Raw genomic sequence first — 21,259 nt, 5'->3', positions numbered from 1 at the left:
TCGCACCCGGCTCCGGTGACGCGCCCCGGCGCGCTCGGCCTCAGGGCGGGGCCCCGCGTGCCGCCACCTACGCTGCACGCATGGCCTCCCGCAAGCGCTCCACCGCCACCGCCCCCGTCGCCGAGGGTGGCGTCAACCCGAAGGCGCCCTGCCCCTGCGGGTCGGGCCGCCGCTACAAGCACTGCCACGGCTCGGGCTACGCCCCGCCGGTCACCCGCCCGTTCGAGGGCCTGCCGGGCGAGGCCGACTGGGTGGCGCTGCGGGAGCTGGTGCCGGCGGCGACGGCGACGCTCCGCTCGGCCGGCGGCCGCGAGCTGACGCTGGCCAGCGTCCTGCCCGGGGGTGCCCCCGGCCTGGTGCGCGCCAGCGGTCAGATCCTCGTCGGCGCGCAGCTGGCGACGTCGTCGGACGACGTCAGCCGTGACCTCGGCACCGCGATCGCCGCGGCGCTGGAGGCCCCCGCCGGCGCGCCCGTGGACCCGGGCCCGATCGGTGGCGCCGGGTCGGCGGGCCCGCGGCTGCAGGAGGTCCTCGACCTCACCGCGCCGCTGGAGGTGACCGTGCACGACACCTTCGACTTCTGGCTGGAGGGCACCGACCCCAGCCCCCAGGCGCGGGCCGGCCTGACGCAGGCCAACGAGGCGATCCTGCCCACCGTCCGGCTCGAGGGGCTGGAGGCCGCGTACTGGGTGCGCCCGGGCAACGAGCGGGCGCACCTGCGCTGGGTGCGGGCGGAGAAGGAGGAGCAGCTCCTCGACGCGCTGGCCCGGTTGTCGGCCGCCGAGCAGATCCTGCTGGGCGAGGGCACCCGCTACGCCGGGGCCTTCCGTGCGCACGGCCTCGTCGTCCCGGTGTGGGACCTCCCCGCCGACGTCCCCGCCGCCGACTGGGTGGGCCCCGCGACGGAGTTCCAGGCCCGGCTGGAGAAGGCGCTCGCCGAGACCGCGCCGCTGACCGCCGATGAGCGGCGCGCCCGCGCCGGGCTGCTCTCCCGCCAGATCACTCTGCGCTGACCCCCCCCGGCGCCGCCGGACGACGTCGTGCGGGCGAGCTGCCCGGGTCGCTGCCGCCAGGCGGAGATGGGGTCGGGCGCAGTAGCGCTCTGCCCCGCGGGTGTGGGCAGAGGACGACTGGCCCTGGGGACACCCTGGTCAGGGCCCGCTGGTCCGAGCCGACGCTCCAACCAGCCTTCTGACCTGTGCGCCCCTCGTGACACGAGTGAGATCGGAACGGGTCGTCCGGCACGGTCGAGCCTCGGATGATGTGCGCCGAAGCCCACTTCCACGGGGGCTCGGGTTCAGCGCACTTCGTCGGCCGGTGACGGGCTCGCAGGACCGCCCACGTGCTGCCGTACCGGGGTCGTCGCCGGGGTCGGGCGCGGCGGCGCCCTCAGACGCTGCGGATGAGGTGCCGGAAGAACCCCGCGCCGCGGTGCAGGGCGGCGATCGAGATGCGCTCGTCGGCGGCGTGCAGCGCCGACAGCTCCTCCCGGCTCAGGTCGAAGGGCATGAACCGGTACACGCTGTCGCAGATCTGGCTGAAGTGCCGGGCGTCGCTGGCCTGCACCATCACGTACGGCGCGACGACGGCCTCGGGGTAGGTCGCCCGCGCGGCCGCCCCGAGCAGCGCGAACGCCTCGTTGTCCGCCCGCGAGACCGGGGACGGGTCGTTGCCCGACACGACGCGCACCTCGACCGACGGGTCGTCGATGACCCGGCGCAGCCGCTCCACCGTCGACTGCACGCTTTCGCCCAGCGCGATCCGGATGTTCAGGTGCGCCAGCGCCCGGGTGGCCAGCACGTTGGCTGCCCTGCTCCCCTCGAGCCGGGTGACCGCCACCGTCGTCCGCACCATGGCGCCGGCCTCGCGACCCGCCCGGGCCAGCACCGAAGCGAGCACGGGGCGGAGCTGGGCGGCGTGGGCGAACAGCGCCCGGTAGCCCAGCGGGGCCTGCCGTCCGACGGCGTCGATCATCCCGACGACGACGTCGTGCAGCCGCGCGGGGAAGGGGTCGGCCTCCAGCGCGAGGATCGCCTTGGCCAGCCGCGCCGGCGCGCCACCGCGGGCGGGGGAGGAGGCGTGCCCACCCGCATCGGTGGTGACCAGCTCGACGTCCAGCAGCCCCTTCTCGGCCAGCCCCACCACGGCGACCTGTCCCGGGACGCCGGGGAACATCCCGCTCACCACGGCGCCGCCCTCGTCGATCACCGCCCAGGGCCGGATGCCGCGGGCGGTGAACGCCTCGACGGCGAGCCGCGCCCCGACCCCGGCGACCTCCTCGTCGTTGCCGAACGACAGGTAGACGTCCCGCCGGGGCGTGAAACCCTCGACCACCAGCGCCTCGACCGCCTCGAGGACCGCCACCATCGAGCCCTTGTCGTCGATGGCCCCGCGGCCGTGCACGCAGCCGTCCTCGACCAGCCCGGAGAACGGGTCGCGGCTCCACTCCTGCCCGGCGACCGGGACGACGTCGTAGTGCGCCATGAGCACCAGCGGCGGCTCGTCGGTGGTGCCGCGCCACCGGTAGAGCAGCGCGCCGTCGCCGAGCACCTCGCGCTCCAGCGCCTCGTGCGTGCGCGGGTACAGCTCGGCCAGCCGGGCGCGGTAGGTCTCGAAGGCCGCGGCGTCCACCTGGCCGGGGTCCCTCGAGGAGACCGTCGGGATGCGGATCAGCTCGGCCAGCCGCTGCGCCACGGCGTCGGCGTCCAGGCCGTCCAGGTCGACCGGAACGGCGGGCTGCTCCACCGGCCGGAAGCGGGCGACCCGGCGGGCGGTCGTGGTGGCGGCCGCGGCGGCGGCTCCGGTCGCGGCCAGGGCCAGCGCGCGCCTCATGCTCGGGACTCCTCGGCGGTCTCGGGGACGGCGGGGTCGGAGAAGGCGAGCTTCGGGACGACGAGCAGCGCCAGTGCGGCCAGCAGCGCCGTCGTCCCGCAGATCACCCACACCGTGATGTAACCGGACAGCGAACCGGCGGTGCCCGCCGACCCGTCGGCGAGCAGCGGGACGTTCGAGGCCAGCGCGATCGCGAACGCCGCCGAGGCGAACGAGCCGCCGATCACCTTGGTGGTGTTGGTGAGACCGGTCGCGACCGCGGTGCGGCCGACCGGTGCGGCGGCCGCGGCCGCGGCGGGCAGCGCCGCCACCAGCGCGCCGGAGCCGAGGCCCGCGATCGCGATGCAGGAGAGCATCTGGGCCAGCGTGTCGTGGAAGGGCACCAGCAGCAGGTAGCCGGTGCCGGTGAGCGTCGCTGCGCCGATGAGGGTGCTCCGCGGCGTGGTGCGCCGGCTCACCCGCGAGAACTGGCTGGCGCCGACCAGCATCGAGATGACGTACGCGCCGATCACGACCGAGACCTCGCTGGTGGACAGGCCCAGCCCGTAGCCGTAGACCGCCGGGTCGGTGCGGGCGTAGGTGGACAGCGGGCCCTGGGCGCCGAGCACGCTCACCCCGAACAGGCCCGCGGTGAGCTGCACCGGCCACATCGCGGGGCTGCGCAGCACCCGGAAGTCCACCAGCGGGTCGTCCTGGCGCAGCTCGTAGGCGACGAACGGGACGACGAGCAGGATGCCGACCGCGGCCACCGCCCACGGCCAGAGCGCGCCCTCGTTGAGCCGGACGAAGCTCAGCCCGCCGGTGATCACCAGAAGGATCACGCTGAGCAGCGCGACGCCGGTCGCGTCGACGGTGCCGCCGGTGCGGTCCTCGCTCTCGGGCACCCGGAACGCCACGACCAGGCAGACGCCGACGACCAGCACCGCGGGTAGCACGAGCACCAGCCACAGGTGGTCGCCGAGGCTCTGCCCGATCTGGCCGCCGCCCAGCGCGCCCGCGATCGCGCCGGCCTGCAGCGCGGCGACGATCAGCCCGGTGGCGCGGCGGGTCTGCCCGGCCGCTCCCGGCGTGCGGCGCGACCGGTCCCAGATCAGCGCCACCTGCAGCGGCAGCCAGACGACGTAGAGGCCCTGCAGCGCCCAGGCGACGAGGAACACCGGGAAGCTGGTGGCGAACGCCAGCGCGACGGTGGCCAGCGCCGTGGCGACCGCCGACCACAGCAGCACCCTGCGGTGCCCGTGCAGGTCGCCGAGCTTCGCGAGCACCGGGACGGCGATCGCCGACAGCATCAGCTGGGCTGCCTCGAGCCAGTTGACGTCGGCGTCGTTGACCCCCAGGTAGCGGGCGATGTCGGTGAGCAGCGGGATGTAGTAGCCCTGCAGCACGCCGCTGGTGAACTCGACGAAGACCAGGTAGCCGACGAGCCCGCCGCCGATCCCCGCGATCCGCCCCGTCCTGCGCGCCGTCCCCGTCGTCGCCACCGCGCCGTCCCTTTCCCGAGGCGCCGGGCCCGGCGCGGAGAGTTGGCAGCGTAGTGATCGACGCCGCCGGGATCGGGCCCTCCGTGGAAAAGTCCCCAGGTCGTGACGTCGGCGAAGTCTCAGAGAGGGGCGCGGGAGACCGGGCAGGACATGCAGCGCGGGCCGCCCCGGCCGCTGCCGAGCTCGGAGCCCGCGATCCGCACCACCTCGATGCCGGCTGCCTCGAGCGCGGCGTTGGTGACGGTGTTGCGCTCGTAGGCGACCGTCAGCCGCGGGGCCAGGGCGAGGGTGTTGTTGCCGTCGTCCCACTGCTCGCGCTCGGCGGTGACCGGGTCCAGCCCGGTGTCGATCACCCGCAGCTTGTCGATGCCCATCGCGCTCGCGGCCGCGCGGACGAACGGCTCGGGCCCGGTGACGGCGAGGTCGGTGGTGCCGGCGTCCTCGGGGGAGGAGCCCTCGGGCGCGCGCACCGTCCAGGCGGCCAGCGAGTCGGCGACCGCCGGGTACATGACCATCGCGTCGACGTCGACCATCGTGGCGATCGTGTCCAGGTGCATCGTCGCCCGCTCCTGCGCGATGGGGACGACGAGCGCGGTGTGCGCCAAGCCGCGGGCGAACAGCCGGCGGGCCAGCCGCTCCGCGCCGCCGGGCGTCGTCCGCTCGCCCACGCCGACGGCCACCACGCCCTGCGCCAGCAGCAGCACGTCACCGCCCTCCAGGTGCTCCAGCTCCGGGCCGTACAGCTGCTCGGCCCCGGCGAACCGCGGGTGGTGGGTGTAGATGGCGGCGGTGATCGTGCTCTCCCGGTGCCGCGCGGGCATGGCGAGGGAGGTCACCGCCACCTCGTCGCCGATCCACACCGAGGAGTCGCGGGTGAACAGCAGGTTGGGCAGCGGGGGGACGACGAAGTCAGAGCGGTCCATGAGCTGGTAGGCGAGCCCCGAGCCGCGCAGCTCATCGTGCGCCAGCCCCGCGATGAGCGCCGTCGCCAGGTCCTCGGCGGCGAGCGCGGCCAGGTGCCGCGTGGCGTCGCGCTGCAGGGTGGCGCCGAGCCGTGGGTCGTCGACGGCGGCGCCGATCAGCTCGTCGCGGGCGGCGGGGACGGCGAGCACCTCGGCCAGCAGCGTGGCGACGTGCAGCACCTCGACGCCGCGGTCGGCGAGCGCCCGGGCGAACGCGTCGTGCTCGTCCTGCGCCCGCGCCACCCAGGGGACGCCGTCGAAGAGCAGCTCGTCGTTGTTCCGCGGCGTCAGCCGGCGCAACTCGGGGCCGGGCCGGTGCAGCATCACCGTGCGCAGCGGGCCGACCTCGCTCGTGGCCCCCGGGGTCGCGGCGGATCCGATCATGACCGCCAGGCTGGCACAGGCCGGCGGGGACGGCGTCGTGGACGGCCCCTTTCCCCGCCTCGTTAGGGTGCCGGGGTCGGTGCCGACGACGGCGCCGCGACGCCGAACCGGAGGTACCCGTGGACCTGTTCGACCTGACCGGCAAGGTGGCCGTGGTCACCGGGGGCACCCGCGGCATCGGCCTGATGATGGCCCGCGGCCTGCTGCAGGCGGGGGCGAAGGTCTACATCAGCTCCCGCAAGGCCGAGGCCGGGGAGGCCGCCGCCGCGGAGCTCGCCGAGTTCGGCACCGTCGTCTCGATCCCGGCCGACCTCTCCACCGAGGCCGAGTGCACGCGCCTGGCCGAGGAGGTGGGCCGGCACGAGGAGCGGGTGCACGTGCTCGTCAACAACGCCGGCGCCACCTGGGGTGAGCCGCTGGAGACCTTCCCCGAGTCGGCCTGGGACAAGCTGCTCGACCTCAACCTGAAGTCGCCGTTCTTCCTCACCCGGGCGTTCCTGCCGAGGCTCGAGGCCGCGGCGTCCGAGGGCGACCCGGCGCGCATCGTCAACGTCGGGAGCATCGACGGCCTGCACGTCAACCCGATGCCGACCTACTCCTACGCCGCCAGCAAGGCCGGGCTGCACCAGCTCACCCGCGTGCTGGCCAGGGAGCTCGGGCCCAGGGGCATCACCGTCAACGCCGTCGCCCCCGGGCCCTTCGAGTCGAAGATGATGGCCGCCACGCTCGACGCCTTCGGGGCCGAGATCGCCGCGAAGTCGCCGCTGGGCCGCATCGGCCGCCCCGACGACATGGCCGGCGTCGTCGTCTACCTCGCCTCGCGGGCGGGCGCCTACGTCACCGGCGCGGTCATCCCGGTCGACGGCGGGATCGCCACGACGGCGTAGCGGCGGATCGTCCACGATCAGGTGACCTGATCGACAGGGGTCCTGGCTCAGCATCGACGGTGAGCCAGGACCCGGAACCGTGAGCCAGGACCCGGAACCGTGAGCCAGGATGGTGCGCGGAGCACCGGCCCGGGCCTCACGCGGGGCTCGGCTCGGCCGCGACCCGGCGCAGGTGCGTCTCGGCCAGCGCGACCTGGTGCGGTGAGCCGACGAGCCCGCCCTGCTCCCGCGCCGCCGTCCACCACCGCCGCGCGCCGGCCGGGTCACCGAGCCGCTCGGCGATCCGGCCCAGCAGCTCGTCGTAGGCGCCGAGGGTGAGCGACGGCGTCCCGAGCACCGCCTGCCGGCCGTGGTAGGGGAGCAGCGACGCCAGCGCCGCCGCCCAGTCGGGTTCGTCGCCCAGCCACAGCGAGCTCTCCGCCTGCAGGTAGAGGGCGACGTCGCTGGCCCAGTCCCGGACCAGCGTGCGGCCCCAGCGGGCGCGCAGCCGGCGCGCCTCCACCACGTCGCCCGACTCGGCCGCGGCCAGCACCGCCATCTCCTGCAGCAGCGGGTTGCCCTCGTCCCCGGTCTCGACCAGCAGCGGCAGCGTGGCGGCCTCGCGGTGGTCGGCCCGCCGCAGCGTGAACTGGTGCGCCGCGTAGGCGTGCCGCGCGTGCGGGGTGACCCGCCGGAACACCTCGTAGGCCTCGGTGGTCAGCTCCTCCGCCCGGTCGGCGTCGCCGCGCAGCCAGGCCAGCCCGCCGGCCTGCCAGAGCACGTGCGGGCGCACCTCGGGGCCGCTCAGCGACACCGCCAGCCGCCGGGCCTGGTCGTGGTCGGCCTCGAAGCCGGCCAGGTCGCCCAGGTGCAGCCGGATCGCCGCCCGGTGCAGGTGCGCCAGGAACTCGGTGCGCCGCGGCAGCCCCCGCCCGGCGAGCTCGAGGGACTCGTCGGCCGCGGCGAGGCGCAGCTCGGCCGCCCCGGGCCGCCCCCACACCGCCAGGCTGAAGTTGTTCAGCGTCCGCCCCAGTAGCTCGGGGTCGCCGATCCGGCGGGCCATCGCGACCGCCCACTTGGCCGCCCGCACCCCGCGGTCGTCCGGGCCGAACGCGAGCTCGACACCCAGGGTGCCGAGCAGCCGGGCGGTGGTCGGGTCGTCGCCGTCGGTGCGCTCGGCGAGCAGGTCCTCCAGGACGGCGACCATGTCCTCGTCGACCACCCCGTGCGGCCGCCAGTTCCACAGCGTGACGCTGCCCCAGACCGCCGCGGACTCGGCCAGGCACTCCCGGTCGTCGAGCTGGCGGGCCAGGCAGATCGCCTCGGCCACCACCTCGCGCGCCTCGGTGAGCTGGCCGCTGCGCAGCAGGTCGCCGCCCAGCGCGGTGAGCAGGTCGTGCCGGGTGCGGGCGGCGTCCGGCGCCTCCGGGTCGAGCAGCTGCAGGGCCCGCCGACCGTGCGCGGCGGCCTCGCCGTGGGCCAGCCGGGCCCGCGCGGCGCCGGCGGCCGCGCCCAGGTAGAGCAGCGCCGGGCCGGGCCCCACGACCGGGAGCGCCTCGACGAAGTGGTGGGTGAGCCGCTCCACGAGCCCGTCGTCGCTCGACGTCGCGATCCGCCGCTCCAGCGCCTCGCCGACGCGGGCGTGCAGCCGGGCCCGCCGCACCGCGGGCAGGTCGCCGGCCAGCACCTCCTGCACCAGCGCGTGGGCGAACCGCCAGCTCCACGGCCGCCCGCCCTCGACCACCAGGCCGACGGCGAGGGCGGAGTCCATCGCCGTGAGCGCGTCGTCGACGGAGGTGCCGGCCGCCTCCAGCAGGCCCAGGGGCACCTCGCGGCCGGCGACGGCGGCCACCTCCAGCACCTCGCGGGCGCCCGCGGGCAGCCGGGCCAGCCGGGTGCGCAGCACCTCCCCGACCGACGGTGGCACCGGGACGGCGTCCAGGTGGAGGTCGTGGGCGCCGACCATCCAGCGCGACAGCTCGACGACGAAGAACGGGTTGCCGCCGGTGCGGTCGTGCACGGCGGTGGCCAGCGCCCGGTCGCCGGGGGAGCCCAGCTGGGCGGTCAGGAGCGCGGCGACGTCGTCGGCGTCCAGCCCGCGCAGCCGCACGCAGGTGACGGCGGGCTCGCGGGCCAGCCGGGCCAGGCAGTCCGCGACGGCCTCGGGCAGCCGCTCGCCGACGCTCCGCGCGGTGACCACGAGCAGCACCGGCGCCCGGGGGAGGTGGCGGACGAGCAGCCCGAGCAGCTGCACCGATGTGGTGTCGGCGCCCTGCAGGTCCTCGAGGACGACGAGCACCGGGCGGGACGCCGCCGCCGTGAGCCGGGTGCGCAGGTCCTGGAACAGGCGGAACCGGGCGGCGTCGGCGTCGTCCCCGGGTGCGGCCGCGTCGGGGACCAGCTGGGGTTGGCCGAGCTGCTCGAGCACCTGCGTCCACGGCCACAGCGCCGGCGCACCCGTGTCGTCGGCGCACCGGCTCCACGCGACCGGCCAGCCCAGCAGCCGGGCGCCGTCGGCGATCGCCCCGGCCAGCCGGGTCTTCCCGATGCCGGCCTCGCCCTCGACCACGACGACGGCGGACCGCCCGCCGGCCACCTGCTCGGCGACCGCGCGCACCTGGTCGAGCTCCGCCCGCCGGCCGACCAGCGCGTCGGCCGAGGTGCTCGGCGCGGGGACGGGGGCGGGCGGCAGCACCGGCCGGGGGAGCCGCTGCAGCAGCCGCGGGTCCTGCCGCAGCACCGCCTGCTCCAGGTCGCGCAGCTCCGGCCCGGGGTCGATGCCAAGCTCGTCGCGCAGCAGCTCGGCGCACCGGCGGCAGGCGTCGAGTGCCTCGGCCTGCCGGTCGGCGGCGTACAGGGCGGTGACCAGGCGGGCCCACAACCGCTCGCGCAGGGGGTGCTCGGCCACCAGGTGCTGCAGGTCCGGGACGGCGGCCTCCGGGCGGCCCACGGCCAGCAGCGCGTCGCAACGCCGTTCGCGGGCGCGCACGTGCAGCTCGGTGAGCCGCAGTCGGTCGCTCGCGGCCGCCGGCAGGTCGCCCAGCTCGGCCAGCGGTTCCCCGCGCCAGAGGCCCAGCGCCTCGTCCAGCAGGGCCACCCCGCGCGCGGGCGCGCCACCGGCCACCGCGCGGTCACCGGCCTCGATCAGCCGGGTGAAGCGGAGCACGTCCAGGTCGTCGGCGCCGGCGCGCAGCAGGTAACCCGGTGGGCGGGTGATCAGCACGGTCGGCGCCTCGCGCGGGCCCCGGTCGGGCTCCAGCACCCGCCGCAGGTGGGAGACGTAGGCCTGCAGGGTGCCGGTGACCGTCGGGGGCGGCTCGTCGCCCCAGAGCGTGCTCACGATCCGGTCGATGCCGACGACCCGGTCGGCGTCGGCCAGCAGCAGGGTCAGCAGCGCCCGGGGCTTGGCGCCGCCCACGTCGACGGGACGGCCGTCGGGACCGGCGACCTCGAGCGGTCCGAGGACTCGGAAGCGCACGCCGCGGATGCTCCCAGCGCGCCGTCCCCGGCGGGACCCTTTCCTGCGCGGTGGGCCCACGGCCTCCTGCCCGGGGTGGGGAGCCGGGGCGGGCCTGCCGGCCGTCCCGGCCGGAGGTGGAGCCGGGCCGCCGGACGTCCCGGCCGGAGGTGGAGCCGGGCCGCCGGACGTCCAGCCGGGTCACGGCGCGGCTGGACGGACGGTCGACCGGCCGCACCCCGGCCAGAGGCGGGGAAGCGCCGGGTCTCCCTGCAAGTCGGCGTCCAAGTCGGCTCCAAGTGCCCGGCAAGGGGAGCCCCGCAGGCTTCCTCCGTCCCGAGAAACCGCGGCCCGCCCGCGGTGCCCCACCCGCGGTGACCGCCGCGGCAGCGAAGAGGAATCCGCATGTCCCTCACCGAGCTCCCCCGCGAGCCCGAGCAACCCGTCGCACTCCTGGACGCCGACGCCATCGACAGCCTCGTCCCGCCCTTCCCCGCGGCCGACGTCGACGAGCTCCGCGGCCTGGTCCACGGCCCCGTCTACGCCGCCGGCGACGACGGGCTGGCCGCGGAGGTGGCCACCTGGAACGTCGCGGTGCAGCGCACCCCGGCGATCGCGGTCGGCGCCACGTGCGCCGCGGACGTCGCCGCCGCCGTCTCCTGGGCCGTCGCCCGCGGCCTGCGCGTCGCCGTCCAGGCCACCGGCCACGGCCCGGTGCGCAACGCCGCCGGCTCGATGATGATCACCACCCGCCGGATGCAGGGCCTGTTCATCGACCCCGAGCGGCGGACCGTCCGCGTCGAGGCCGGGGTGAAGTGGAAGCGGCTCATGGAGTCCGCGGCCGAGTTCGGCCTGGCGGGGCTGTGCGGTTCGTCGTCCGACGTCGGGGTCGTGGGGTACACGCTCGGCGGCGGGCTGGGCTCCCTCGGCCGCAAGCACGGCTTCGCCGCCGACCACGTCCGCGCGGTCGAGATCGTCACCGCCGACGGCCGGCAGCGCACGCTATCCGCCGACTCCGAGCCCGAGCTGTTCTGGGCGGTCCGGGGCGGCAAGGGGAACTTCGGCGTCGTCACCGCCCTGGAGCTGGAGCTGGTGCCGCTGACCGGCCTCTACGCCGGCGGCATCTTCTTCGCCGGCGAGGACATGGCGGCGGTGCTGCACGCCTTCCGGCGGTGGGCGCCCGCCCTGCCGGAGGAGGTCAGCACCTCGGTGGCGATCCTCCGGATGCCCGATGCCGAGTTCGTGCCGCCGCCGCTGCGCGGGCAGACCGCCGTCCACCTGCGCTACGCCTACTGCGGCACGGACTTGGACGAGGGCGAGCGGCTGGTCGAGCCGATGCGGACCGCCGGGCGGGCCCTGCTGGGCTTCATCGGGCCGATCCGCACCGACGAGACCGACGCCATCCACATGGACCCGGTCGACCCGATGCCGGCGTGGGAGAAGGGCCTGCTGCTCGCCGACCTGACCGAGGAGATCGTCGACGCGCTGCTGGGCGCCGCGGGCCCGCAGCTCGACATCCCGCTGGCCATGCTCGAGGTGCGGCTGATGGGTGGGGCGCTGGCCCGCCCGGCGCCGGTGCCCAACGCCGTTCCCGGGCGCAGCGGTGCCTACGCGGTGTACGCCATCGGGCCGGGCATCCCGGAGCTGGCCCACGTGGTGCCGGCCGTGGTGCGGGGAGTGCTCGCCGTGCTCGGACCGTGGAGGTCACCGGAGACGGTGATCAACTTCCTGGGTGACGTGTCGGGGCCCGGGGAGGTCGCCGCGGCCTACCCGCCCGGCGTCCACCAGCGGCTGGCCGACGTGAAGGCGGCGGTCGACCCGGAGCGCGTCTTCTCGTTCGGCCACGCCATCTGAGCCCGCCTGGGCTCGCCGCCGGCGTCGCGGGCTCCTGACCCCGGCCCCCGGCGCCGCCGGCCTCTTGTTGATCAGGTGACCTGGTCGTTCCGGGTCCTGGCTCACCACCGGTGGTGAGCCAGGACCACAGATGATCAGGTCACCTGATCAACACCGCCGTCAGTCGGGGAGCAGGACGCCGGGGTTGCAGACGCCGTGGGGGTCCAGCCGCTGCTTGACCGCCCGCAGCACCTCGACGCCGAGCGGCCCCACCTCGCGCTCGAGCCACGGCCGGTGGTCGGCCCCGACGGCGTGGTGGTGGGTGAGCGTCCCGCCCGCGGCCAGCAGCGCATCGGTGGCGGCACGCTTCGCGGAGAGCCACTGCTGGATGGGCAGCGCGTCGTCGCGGTCGGCGATCACGGTGAAGTAGAGCGAGGCGCCGGTGGCGTACCCGTGCGAGACGTGGGCCATCACCAGCGGCCGGTGCCCGCCGCGGGCCAGCGACTCCTGCAGCGCCCGGCGGGTCGCGTCGTACACGGCCGGCAGCGCCGTCCAGGTGGCCGCGGTCTCCAGCGTCTCGACCAGCAGGCCGCCGTCCAGGAGCCGGTCGCGCAGGTAGGGCGCCTCGAACCGGTGCCGGCGCCAGGAGTCGCCCACCCGGCGGCCCAGCCGGACGGCGCCGCCGTCGCGCAGCAGCGACGACGCGGCGCGCACACGGGCGCGCACGAGATCGGGCACCCCCTCCCAGCCGACGACGAGCAGGCAGCCCTCGCCGCGCCCCCGTGCCCGCAGGCTGCCGCGCAGCGCCCTGGCGCCGGCCCCGGCCGCCATGAGCAGGTTCGCCCGCGTCTCGTCGGTGTCGGAGAGCCGGACGACGTCGGGCAGCAGGTCGTGCCGGGCGAGCTGCTGGAGCGCGGCGAGCCCGGCCGCCCACGTGCGGAACGACCAGCCCTCGTAGGAGCTGGCCGTGGGCTTGGGGCGCACCCGCAGCGTCAGCCCGGTGATGACGCCGAGCGTCCCCTCCGAGCCCAGCGCCAGGCCGAGCAGGTCGGGCCCGGCGGCCGACGCCGGCGGGTGGCCGAGCTCCAGCACCCCGGACGGCGTGGCCAGGGTGAGGCCGGCGACCAGCTCGTCGAACCGGCCGACGCCGGTGGACGACTGGCCCGCCGAGCGGGTCGCTGCGTACCCGCCGAGGGTGGCGTACTCCCAGCTCTGCGGCAGGTGGCCGAGGGTCAGCCCCTCGCGGGCGAGCGCCTGCTCGAGCGCCGGCCCGCGCATGCCCGGCCCGACGGTGACCAGCGACGAGGGCACGTCCAGCGCCTGCACCGACGCCATGCGGGACAGGTCGACCGCCAGCACGGGCCGGTCGTCGGGGTCGACCCCGGCCAACCCGCCGACGACGCTGGTGCCCCCGCCGAACGGGACGACGACGACGCCGCGCTCGCTGCACAGCGCCAGCAGCGCGGCCGTCTCCTCGGTGGTGCCGGGCAGCGCGACGGCGTCGGGGGCGTCGGAGGCGTCGCCCTCCCGCCGGCGCAGCAGGTCCAGGTAGCTCTTGCCCCCGGTCCGCCGCAGCCGCGCGTCGCGGTCGGTGCGCACGTGGTCCTCGCCGAGCAGGCCGGCCAGCGCCGCGCGGTCCTCCTCGGGCAGCCGGCACGGGGCGAGCCGGATCTCCTCCACCGCCGCGGGGGGCGTGGCCCGCGGTTCCCAGCCCAGTTCGCGGGTCAGGTAGCGGCGCGCGGCCTTGGTCAGGACGCCGTCGGGGCTCTCGTCCCCCGGGGTGGCGGGGCGCGGGCCCCAGCCCTGGATCGTCAGTTCCGGCTGCTCGGGCACGGCTACAGTCTGCCGGTGCCGCAGCGCTGGAGGACCGGGTGATCGGTTCCCTGTCACCCGCGCGCCGTACGCGTGACCTGGCGGCGGTGGCCGGGGGCGCCGTCGACGTGGTCGTCGTCGGTGGCGGGGTGACCGGTGCCGGGGTGGCGCTGGATGCCGCGTCGCGCGGGCTCTCGGTGCTGCTCTGCGAGCGGACCGACCTCGCGGCGGGCACCAGCCGGTGGTCCTCGAAGCTGGTGCACGGCGGGCTGCGCTACCTGGCCCACGGTGAGCTCGGGCTGGCGCGGGAGAGCGCCCGCGAGCGCGCCGTGCTCATGGGGGCGACGGCGCCGCACCTGGTGCGCCCGCTGCCCTTCCTGGTCCCCGACGCCGTGGGCCGCGACGTCACCGCGCTCGCCGGGCTGGGCGGGCGGCTCGGCGACGCGGTGCGGTTCTCGGTGCCCGGCGGGCGGCGGTCCCTGCCCCCGACCCGGCGGGTGGGCGCCGCCGACGTCGGCCGGCTGGTCGCGGGCGTGCGGCCCGGGGGTGGCGGGGTCGTCTTCTGGGACGGGCAGCTGGTCGACGACGCGCGCCTCGTCGTCGCCCTCGTTCGGACGGCGGCCGCGCACGGCGCCCGGGTGCTCACCGGGGCCACGGTCACCGCCGTCGACGGTGCGGACGTGCACGTGACCACCGACGACGGGCCGCCGTTCACCGTGCGGGCGGGGGCGGTGGTCAACGCCGCCGGGGTGTGGGCCCAGCGGCTCGCGCCCGGCATCCGGCTGGTGCCCTCGCGCGGCTCGCACGTGGTGGTGCCCGGCGTGCGGCTGGGCTCGCCGTCGGCCGCGCTGACCGTGCCGCTGCCGGGCTCCCGCTCCCGGTACGTCTTCGCGCTGCCGCAGCCGGACGGGTTGGTCTACCTCGGGCTCACCGACGAGCCGGTCGAGGGGCCGGTGCCCGACGACGACCCGACGCCGTCCGACACCGAGGTGCGTCAGCTCCTGGACACCGTGAACCCGGTGCTCGCCGAGCCGCTGACCCGCGCCGACCTGGTGGGCGCCTACGCCGGCTACCGGCCGCTGGTGCTGCCCGGGGCGGCGGCCCCCGGCAGCGCGACCGCCGACCTGTCCCGCAGGCACCTGCTGGCGTGGGACGGACCGGTCCTCTCCGTGGTCGGCGGGAAGCTGACCACCTACCGCGCGATGGCCGAGGAGGCGGTCGACGCCGTCGTGGCGCGGCTCGGGCGGGGGGCGGCCCGGTCGCTCAGCGCGCGGCTGGCGCTCGTCGGGGCGGCGCCGCGGGTGGCGCTGGACCGGCTGGGAGCGCCGCCCCGGCTGGTCGCGCGGTACGGCACCGAGGCGCCGGCGGTCGAGGCGCTCGGGCCGGCGCTGGTCGTCGCGGGGCGGCCGGAAACGGTGGGGGAGCTGCGGTTCGCCGTCCGCCACGAGGGGGCGCGCACCGTGGCCGACCTGCTCGACCGCCGCACCCGCATCGGCCTGGTGCCCGCCGATCGGGAGCGCGCGGTGCCGGTGGCCGAGCAGGTGCTCGCCGAGGGCTGACCGCCGCCATGATCAGGTTCCCTGATCATGGCGCGTCCTCCCGCACCGTGGGCGCTGAGGGAGGACGCGCTGCGGCGGGGGTGGACGGTATCTCACTACATGAGATGGCGATTCCACTCTGCGGGATGGGAGGCCACACTGCCTTCGTGGACACCTACACGCACGGGCACGCCGAGCCGGTCCTGCAGTCGCACCGGTGGCGCACCGCCGAGAACTCCGCCGCCCACCTCCTGCCTGCGCTGCGCCCCGGCCTCGACCTGCTCGACGTCGGCTGCGGGCCCGGCACGATCACCGTCGACCTCGCCGCGCGGGTGGCGCCCGGCCGCGTGCTGGGGCTGGACCTCTCGGCGGACCCGCTCGACGAGGCCCGGGCCGGCGCCGACCGCGCGGGGGTCGAGGTCACCTTCGCCGTCGGCGACGTCTACGCCCTCGACCTGCCCGACGCCTCGTTCGACGTCGTCCACGCCCACCAGGTGCTGCAGCACCTCACCGATCCGGTGGCCGCGCTGCGGGAGATGGCGCGGGTCTGCCGGCCGGGCGGGCTGGTCGCCGTCCGCGACGTCGACTACGCGGCCACCACCTGGTTCCCCGCCGACGAGGGGCTGGACCGCTGGCTGGCGCTCTACCAGCAGGTGGCCCGCCGCAACGACGCCGAGCCCGACGCCGGGCGCCGGCTGCTGGCGTGGGCACACGCGGCGGGGCTCCGCGACGTCACGGCGACGACGTCGTCCTGGTGCTTCGCCACCCCCGCCGAGCGGGAGTGGTGGGGGCGCTCGTGGGCGGGGCGGGCGACGGCGTCGGCGTTCGCCGAGCAGGCGGTGGCCTACGGCCTGGCGACGCCGGGGGAGCTGCAGGGGATCGCGGGCGCGTGGCTGCGCTGGGCTGATGCGGACGACGGCTGGCTGGGGATGCTGCACGGGGAGCTGCTCGTCCGCGTCTGACCCCTCAGGTCACCTCCTGCCGGTGGTGGTGCGCATCGAGGGCCGCCAGGCTGCGCCGGAGGCCGACGGCCACGGCCCCGAGAGCGAAGAACCCCTGGTCGTCACCGATGGCGGAGTCGCGCACCAGCGCGGTGAGCCGCCCGGCCGCGGCGAGCGCCTCGTCGACGGCCCGGTCGCGCGCGTCCGGCCCGGTGCCCGTGGCGTGGTACGGGGTGCGGACGACGCCGGCCAGGCCGTCGAGGGCGTCGGCCAGCACCCAGCCGGTCCCGTCGTCGACGCGGTCCAGGCCGCGGCGGTGCGGCTGGAACTCGACGACCAGCGTGGTGAGGTCGTCGATCAGGACGGCGACGCGGTCCAGGGCCCGGGACTGCTCCCGGATGCTGGCGGCGGTCCCGTGCCACTTCCGCGCCCGCGGATTGGCCCGCCGCGCGCGCTCGACGACCAGCTCCGCGTGCCGCATCCGCTCCAGGGCGCGGTCGAGCTCCGTCCCGCGCGCGTCCCACTCGTCCGGCGCCGGTACCAGGCCGCTGCGCAGCGCGGCCGCCATCGTCGCCAGGTGGTCGGCGATGAGCGCCCGAGCCGCCTGGATCCGCTGGACCGCCGTGGTGAGCTGCAGCGGCGGGAAGAGCACGGTGGTCACCAGGACGCCGATCGCCGCGCCCAGGAAGGTGAGCCCGGCGTAGCGCACCGCGTAGTCGGCCGGATCGGCCGTGCCCACCGTGAGCATGAGGACGGCGGCGAAGCTGACCCAGCTCGCCTGTTCCCGCAGGGCCCGCCACTGCTCGACGACGATCGCCAGCAGCACGATCAGCGCGATGGTCAGCGCGTTGGGCACCGCCCGGGTGAGCTCGTAGACCGCGACGGCGAGCGCGAAGCCGAGCAGGATGGCCAGGAGGCTGCGCCACGCCGCCGACGCGGAGTCCGCGACGGTCGGGCTGACCGCGATCACCGCACCGAGCGGGGCGTAGTAGGCGTAGTCGGAGAGGGTCCCGGGCAGCAGCAGGGCCACCTGCCACGACAGGCCTGCTGCCAGCGCTGCCCGTACCGCACGCTGCACCCACGGCTGCTGCAGCCGCGCGACCACCCATCCCACCCCGCCAGGATGCGCTCCCCTCCCGGCGTCCCGTCCCCGGGGTGAGGGGCGCCGGGAGGGGAGCGCCGCACGCGCACCCGACGACGGGGAGCCGTGGCCGCCCGGCCGGTGACCGTGGGCGGGGACGGCGACGGGCCCCCGCGCCGCACCCGTGCGCAGCCGGCGGCGGCGATCCCGGCAGGGTGGAGCCCGGGGACCGCTCGCGATGTCACGCAACCGTCATGGTCATCGGCTCCTCTGCCCCGGCGATCTGTGCCAGAGTCGACAGTCGCGTGTCGTGGGTCGCCGTCTGTCCGGAGTGGCGCAGGCCGCTGACCGCCCCGGCCGGGTGGGTGGCTCGCAGAGCAGGACGACGAGGACATGGCCCCGACGCGGGTGCGGAGAGGTGCGGCCCATGTGGGAGTACGTGACCGAGCGTGCCGAACTCATCGCCTTCCAGGCGTTCCAGCACGTCAGCCTCGTCGTCCAGTGCGTCCTGCTCGGCTCGCTGATCGGTGTCGCGGTGGCCGTGCTGGTGTACCGCGACCCGAGGGCGACGGCCCTGGCGAACGGGATGTCGGCGGTAGGCCTGACCATCCCCGCGTTCGCGCTGCTGGGGATCCTGCTGGCGCCGTTCGGGTTCGGCATCACCCCCGCGGTCATCGCCGTGACCTTCTACGCCGCGCTGCCGGTGCTGCGGAACGCCGTGGTGGGCCTCGCGGGCGTCGACCGGGCCACGGTGGAGTCGGCGCGGGGTATCGGGATGACCCGCGCGGCCACCCTGCTGCGGGTGGAGCTGCCGCTGGCCTGGCCGGTCATCCTCGCCGGGGTCCGCGTCTCCACCCAGATGGTCATGGGCATCGCCGCCATCGCCGCCTACGTGCTCGGCCCCGGTCTCGGCGGTTTCATCTTCTCCGGGCTGTCCCGGCTGGGCGGCGCCAACGCCCTCAACTCCGCGCTCACCGGGACCATCGCGATCGTCCTGCTGGCCCTCGTCCTCGACCTGCTGCTCGTGCTGGCGGGTCGGCTCACCACCCCCAGGGGGATCCGTGTCTGAGACAGCTTCCGCACCGTCGGCCGGAACGGTGGCCGCCGAGGGCCGGCACATCAGCGGGGTGGCGATCCGCCTGGACGGCGTCACCAAGCGGTATCCCGGGCAGGAGCAGCCGGCCGTCGACGACGTCACCCTGGAGATCGCCGCGGGCGAGACGGTGATGTTCGTCGGCCCGTCCGGGTGCGGGAAGACCACCCTGCTGAAGATGCTCAACCGGCTCATCGAACCGACCGGCGGGCGGATCCACCTGGGCGACGAGGACGTCACCGACCAGGACGCCGACCAGTTGCGCCGGCGGATCGGCTACGTGATCCAGGCGGGCGGGCTGTTCCCGCACATGACGGTCGGGACGAACGTCGGGATGGTCCCCCGGATGCTGAAGTGGGACAAGGCGCGCACCGCCGCGCGGATCGACGAACTGCTGGACCTGGTGGGGCTGGACCCGGCGGTCTACCGCGACCGGTACCCGCGGGAGCTCTCCGGTGGGCAGCAGCAGCGCGTCGGCGTGGCCCGCGCCCTGGCCGCGGACCCGCCGGTGCTCCTGATGGACGAGCCGTTCGGTGCCGTCGACCCGATCACCCGTCAGCGGCTGCAGGACGAGCTGCTGCGGATCCAGGAGGAGCTGGGGAAGACGATCGTCTTCGTCACCCACGACTTCGACGAGGCGGTCAAGCTCGGCGACAAGATCGTCGTCTTCGACGTCGGCGCGCGGGTGGTGCAGTACGACACACCCGAGCGGATCCTGGCCGAGCCGGCCGAGGAGTACGTCGCCGACTTCGTCGGTGCGGGCGCCACGCTCAAGCAGCTCACCCTCACCCGGGTCGCCGACGTCGACCTCGTGCAGGTGACGACGGCGGCCGCGGGCTCGTCGTCGGCGGAGGCGGTGGCCGCGGCGCAGGCTGCCGGTGACGGCTTCGTCGTGGTGCTCGACGACCGGGGCCGGCCGATCAGCTGGCCGACGGTGGCGGAGCTCGCCCGGACGACGACGGTGCCGCACACGGTGGACGAGCGGCTCCCCGTCGTCGGGCTCCGGTCCACCCTCAACGACGCGCTGGACACCATGCTCGCGGCGAGTCAGGGCGGCGTCGTGGTCACCGGCCGGCGGGACGGCCTGGCCGGGGTGATGGCGGTGGAGACGGTGATGGCCGCCATCCAGCGCAGCCGCACGGAGGCCGCCGGATGACCGTCGCCACCGAACTGCCCGCGGACGGTGCGCCCGGGGGGACCCCTCCGGAGGAGACCGCCCGGCGGGCCGACCGGTCCGCGTCGGGGGACGCCGGCTGGCGCGCCCTGCTGCTGCAGCCGGTGCTCGTGGTCCTCGGCGTCGCCGCGTTCCTCGTCTGGCGGCTCACCGCCGACCTCAGCGACACCGAGGACCGGCAGCTCGGCTGGACCGTCCTCGGCACCAGCATCCGCGAGCACCTGTACCTGACCGTCGTCGCCGCGGTGATCGTGCTGCTGATCGCGATCCCGCTCGGGATCGCGCTGACCCGCCGCCCGCTGCGCCGGTACAGCCCGCTGGTCATCGGCATCGCCAACACCGGGCAGGCCGCGCCGGCGATCGGGCTGTTCGTCCTGCTGGCGACCTGGCTGGGCTTCGGTTTCGGGACGACGGTCGTCGCGCTCGTCGTCTACGCGGCGCTGCCCGTGCTGCGCAACACCATGGTCGGCATCGAGGGTGTCGACGCCCGCCTGGTCGAGGCCGGCCGCGGCATGGGGATGAGCGCGCTGGCGGTGCTGCTGCGGGTGGAGCTCCCGCTGGCCGTGCCCGTGCTGCTCGCCGGCGTGCGCACGGCCCTCGTCCTGCTCGTCGGCACCGCGACGCTGGCCACCTTCATCGACGGCGGCGGGCTGGGCGTGCTCATCAACACCGGGATCACCCTGTCGCTGGACTCGCTGCTGATCAGCGGGGCGGTGCTCGTGGCGCTCCTCGCGCTGGCCGTGGACTGGCTGGGGCGGGTCGTCGAGCACGTCGCCCGGCCGAAGGGGCTGTGATGCGCGTCCACCGCGCCGCTGCGGCGGTCCTCGCGTCCATCGCGCTGCTGGCCGGCTGCGGGCTGGAGAGCGCCAACACCTTCACCCCCGAGGCGCAGCCCGGCGCGATCGAGCCCGTCGCCGACCCGGGCGCGGAGCTCACCGTCGGCACCAAGAACTTCACCGAGGCGCTGATCCTCGGCAAGATCGCCGCGATCGCGCTGCAGGTCGCGGGTTTCGAGGTCGTCGACCGCAGCGGCATCCCCGGTGCGGCGCCGGCCCGGGCCGCGATGCTCGACGGCGAGGTCGAGGTGCAGTGGGAGTACACCGGCACCGGGTGGCTCAACTACCTGGGGATGGCCGAGGGCATCCCCGACCAGCAGGAGCAGTACGAGGCGGTGCGGGAGGCCGACGCGGCCAACGGGCTCACCTGGCTGCCTCCGGCGCCGCTGAACAACACGTACGCCTTCGCGGTCCGCAGCGAGGCGGTGCCGGAGCTGGGCGGGATCGACAGCCTCTCGGACATCGCCGAACTGCCGGTGGAGGAGCGGACGTTCTGCGTCGAGTCGGAGTTCGCCACCCGCGGCGACGGGTTCGAGCCGATGCTCGAGGCCTACGGCATCCCGCTCGGCGACCCGCAGGGCGTGCCCCGGGACAATGTCAGCGTGCTGGACACCGGCGCGGTGTACACCGCGACCGACGACGGGGCGTGCAACTTCGGGGAGGTCTTCACCACCGACGGCCGGATCGAGTCCCTGGACCTGACGGTGCTCGAGGACGACCTCGGGTACTTCCCGGCCTACAACGCGGCCCCGGTGGTGCTGACCGAGGTCCTCGAGGAGAACCCGGAGATCGCCGACGTCTTCGCGCAGATCACGCCCCGGCTCACCGACGAGGTGATGATCGAGCTCAACAGCCGGGTCGACGTCGGCGGGGAGCAGCCCGCCGACGTGGCGCTGGACTGGCTGGTGTCCGAGGGGCTGGTCACCCGCGGCTGACCCGCGGTGGAGGCCTGAGCGTGTGCGCTGGCGC

At 75.9% G+C, this 21,259-nt stretch carries 15 protein-coding genes; 9 read left to right on the top strand and 6 right to left on the bottom strand.

Translation table 11 applies throughout. The annotated features are described in order from the left end of the window. Positions 1 to 80: 80 nt before the first annotated feature. Positions 81 to 1,013, top strand: coding sequence for a DUF5926 family protein (locus tag QOZ88_RS19720; protein WP_306001409.1), 933 nt, complete (start codon positions 81 to 83; stop codon positions 1,011 to 1,013). 376 nt (positions 1,014 to 1,389) lie between these two features. Here QOZ88_RS19720 and QOZ88_RS19715 read toward each other — a convergent pair whose 3' ends face one another. The 3 genes from QOZ88_RS19715 to QOZ88_RS19705 all read right to left on the bottom strand — a co-directional run bounded on the left by QOZ88_RS19715 (position 1,390) and on the right by QOZ88_RS19705 (position 5,659). Further along, positions 1,390 to 2,832 (bottom strand): M20/M25/M40 family metallo-hydrolase, encoded by a 1,443-nt coding sequence (locus QOZ88_RS19715; protein ID WP_306001408.1) that lies wholly within the window; start codon positions 2,830 to 2,832, stop codon positions 1,390 to 1,392. Beyond that, positions 2,829 to 4,313: an MFS transporter gene (locus tag QOZ88_RS19710; protein ID WP_306001407.1), complete on the bottom strand. Its 1,485-nt coding sequence runs from the start codon at positions 4,311 to 4,313 to the stop codon at positions 2,829 to 2,831. The genes QOZ88_RS19715 and QOZ88_RS19710 overlap by 4 nt, the downstream gene beginning before the upstream one ends. 119 nt (positions 4,314 to 4,432) lie before the next feature. Further along, positions 4,433 to 5,659 (bottom strand): arginine deiminase, encoded by a 1,227-nt coding sequence (locus QOZ88_RS19705; RefSeq protein ID WP_306001406.1) that lies wholly within the window; start codon positions 5,657 to 5,659, stop codon positions 4,433 to 4,435. A gap of 119 nt (positions 5,660 to 5,778) precedes the next feature. Here QOZ88_RS19705 and QOZ88_RS19700 point away from each other — a divergent pair, with 119 nt between their 5' ends. After that, complete coding sequence (locus QOZ88_RS19700) at positions 5,779 to 6,546, top strand: SDR family oxidoreductase (protein WP_306001405.1); 768 nt, start codon at positions 5,779 to 5,781, stop codon at positions 6,544 to 6,546. A gap of 136 nt (positions 6,547 to 6,682) precedes the next feature. Here QOZ88_RS19700 and QOZ88_RS19695 read toward each other — a convergent pair whose 3' ends face one another. Continuing rightward, positions 6,683 to 10,003 carry an AfsR/SARP family transcriptional regulator gene (locus QOZ88_RS19695; protein WP_306001404.1) on the bottom strand — a complete coding sequence of 1,107 codons (3,321 nt, stop codon included), beginning with the start codon at positions 10,001 to 10,003 and terminating at the stop codon, positions 6,683 to 6,685. Positions 10,004 to 10,387: 384 nt separating this feature from the next. Between QOZ88_RS19695 and QOZ88_RS19690 the strand changes: the two genes are divergently transcribed. Further along, entirely contained in the window at positions 10,388 to 11,836 is a 1,449-nt protein-coding gene (locus tag QOZ88_RS19690) for an FAD-binding oxidoreductase (RefSeq protein ID WP_306001403.1), read from the top strand. Positions 11,837 to 11,995: 159 nt separating this feature from the next. Here the strand turns inward: QOZ88_RS19690 and QOZ88_RS19685 are convergent, their stop codons facing one another. After that, positions 11,996 to 13,648 (bottom strand): FAD-binding oxidoreductase, encoded by a 1,653-nt coding sequence (locus QOZ88_RS19685; protein ID WP_306001402.1) that lies wholly within the window; start codon positions 13,646 to 13,648, stop codon positions 11,996 to 11,998. A gap of 38 nt (positions 13,649 to 13,686) precedes the next feature. Between QOZ88_RS19685 and QOZ88_RS19680 the strand changes: the two genes are divergently transcribed. Both QOZ88_RS19680 and QOZ88_RS19675 read left to right on the top strand, forming a co-directional pair. Then, positions 13,687 to 15,186: a glycerol-3-phosphate dehydrogenase/oxidase gene (locus QOZ88_RS19680; protein ID WP_306001401.1), complete on the top strand. Its 1,500-nt coding sequence runs from the start codon at positions 13,687 to 13,689 to the stop codon at positions 15,184 to 15,186. Positions 15,187 to 15,332: 146 nt separating this feature from the next. Beyond that, the gene (locus QOZ88_RS19675; protein WP_306001400.1) at positions 15,333 to 16,127 is read left to right on the top strand and encodes a methyltransferase domain-containing protein; all 795 of its coding nucleotides are present in this window, start codon (positions 15,333 to 15,335) and stop codon (positions 16,125 to 16,127) included. A gap of 4 nt (positions 16,128 to 16,131) precedes the next feature. On the opposite strand, the gene QOZ88_RS19670 is transcribed toward QOZ88_RS19675, so the two are convergent. Further along, the gene (locus tag QOZ88_RS19670; RefSeq protein WP_306001399.1) at positions 16,132 to 17,220 is read right to left on the bottom strand and encodes an FUSC family protein; all 1,089 of its coding nucleotides are present in this window, start codon (positions 17,218 to 17,220) and stop codon (positions 16,132 to 16,134) included. A 394-nt stretch (positions 17,221 to 17,614) separates the two neighbouring features. Here QOZ88_RS19670 and QOZ88_RS19665 point away from each other — a divergent pair, with 394 nt between their 5' ends. From QOZ88_RS19665 to QOZ88_RS19650, 4 genes are read left to right on the top strand one after another with little or no spacing between them, the layout of a single operon-like run. After that, positions 17,615 to 18,256: an ABC transporter permease gene (locus tag QOZ88_RS19665; protein WP_306001398.1), complete on the top strand. Its 642-nt coding sequence runs from the start codon at positions 17,615 to 17,617 to the stop codon at positions 18,254 to 18,256. Next, positions 18,249 to 19,436, top strand: a complete 1,188-nt coding sequence (locus QOZ88_RS19660) for an ABC transporter ATP-binding protein (protein WP_306001397.1) — start codon at positions 18,249 to 18,251, stop codon at positions 19,434 to 19,436. The genes QOZ88_RS19665 and QOZ88_RS19660 overlap by 8 nt, the downstream gene beginning before the upstream one ends. Further along, positions 19,433 to 20,248, top strand: a complete 816-nt coding sequence (locus QOZ88_RS19655) for an ABC transporter permease (protein WP_306001396.1) — start codon at positions 19,433 to 19,435, stop codon at positions 20,246 to 20,248. The genes QOZ88_RS19660 and QOZ88_RS19655 overlap by 4 nt, the downstream gene beginning before the upstream one ends. Further along, on the top strand, positions 20,248 to 21,225 hold the full coding sequence (locus QOZ88_RS19650) for a glycine betaine ABC transporter substrate-binding protein (protein ID WP_306001395.1): 978 nt from the start codon (positions 20,248 to 20,250) through the stop codon (positions 21,223 to 21,225). The genes QOZ88_RS19655 and QOZ88_RS19650 overlap by 1 nt, the downstream gene beginning before the upstream one ends. Positions 21,226 to 21,259 lie beyond the last annotated feature (34 nt).

The organism is Blastococcus carthaginiensis (assembly GCF_030731085.1).
Classification (GTDB): Bacteria; Actinomycetota; Actinomycetes; order Mycobacteriales; family Geodermatophilaceae; genus Blastococcus; species Blastococcus carthaginiensis.
Note: the sequence above shows the minus strand (reverse complement) of the source record. Positions and strands in the feature narration are given on the sequence as shown.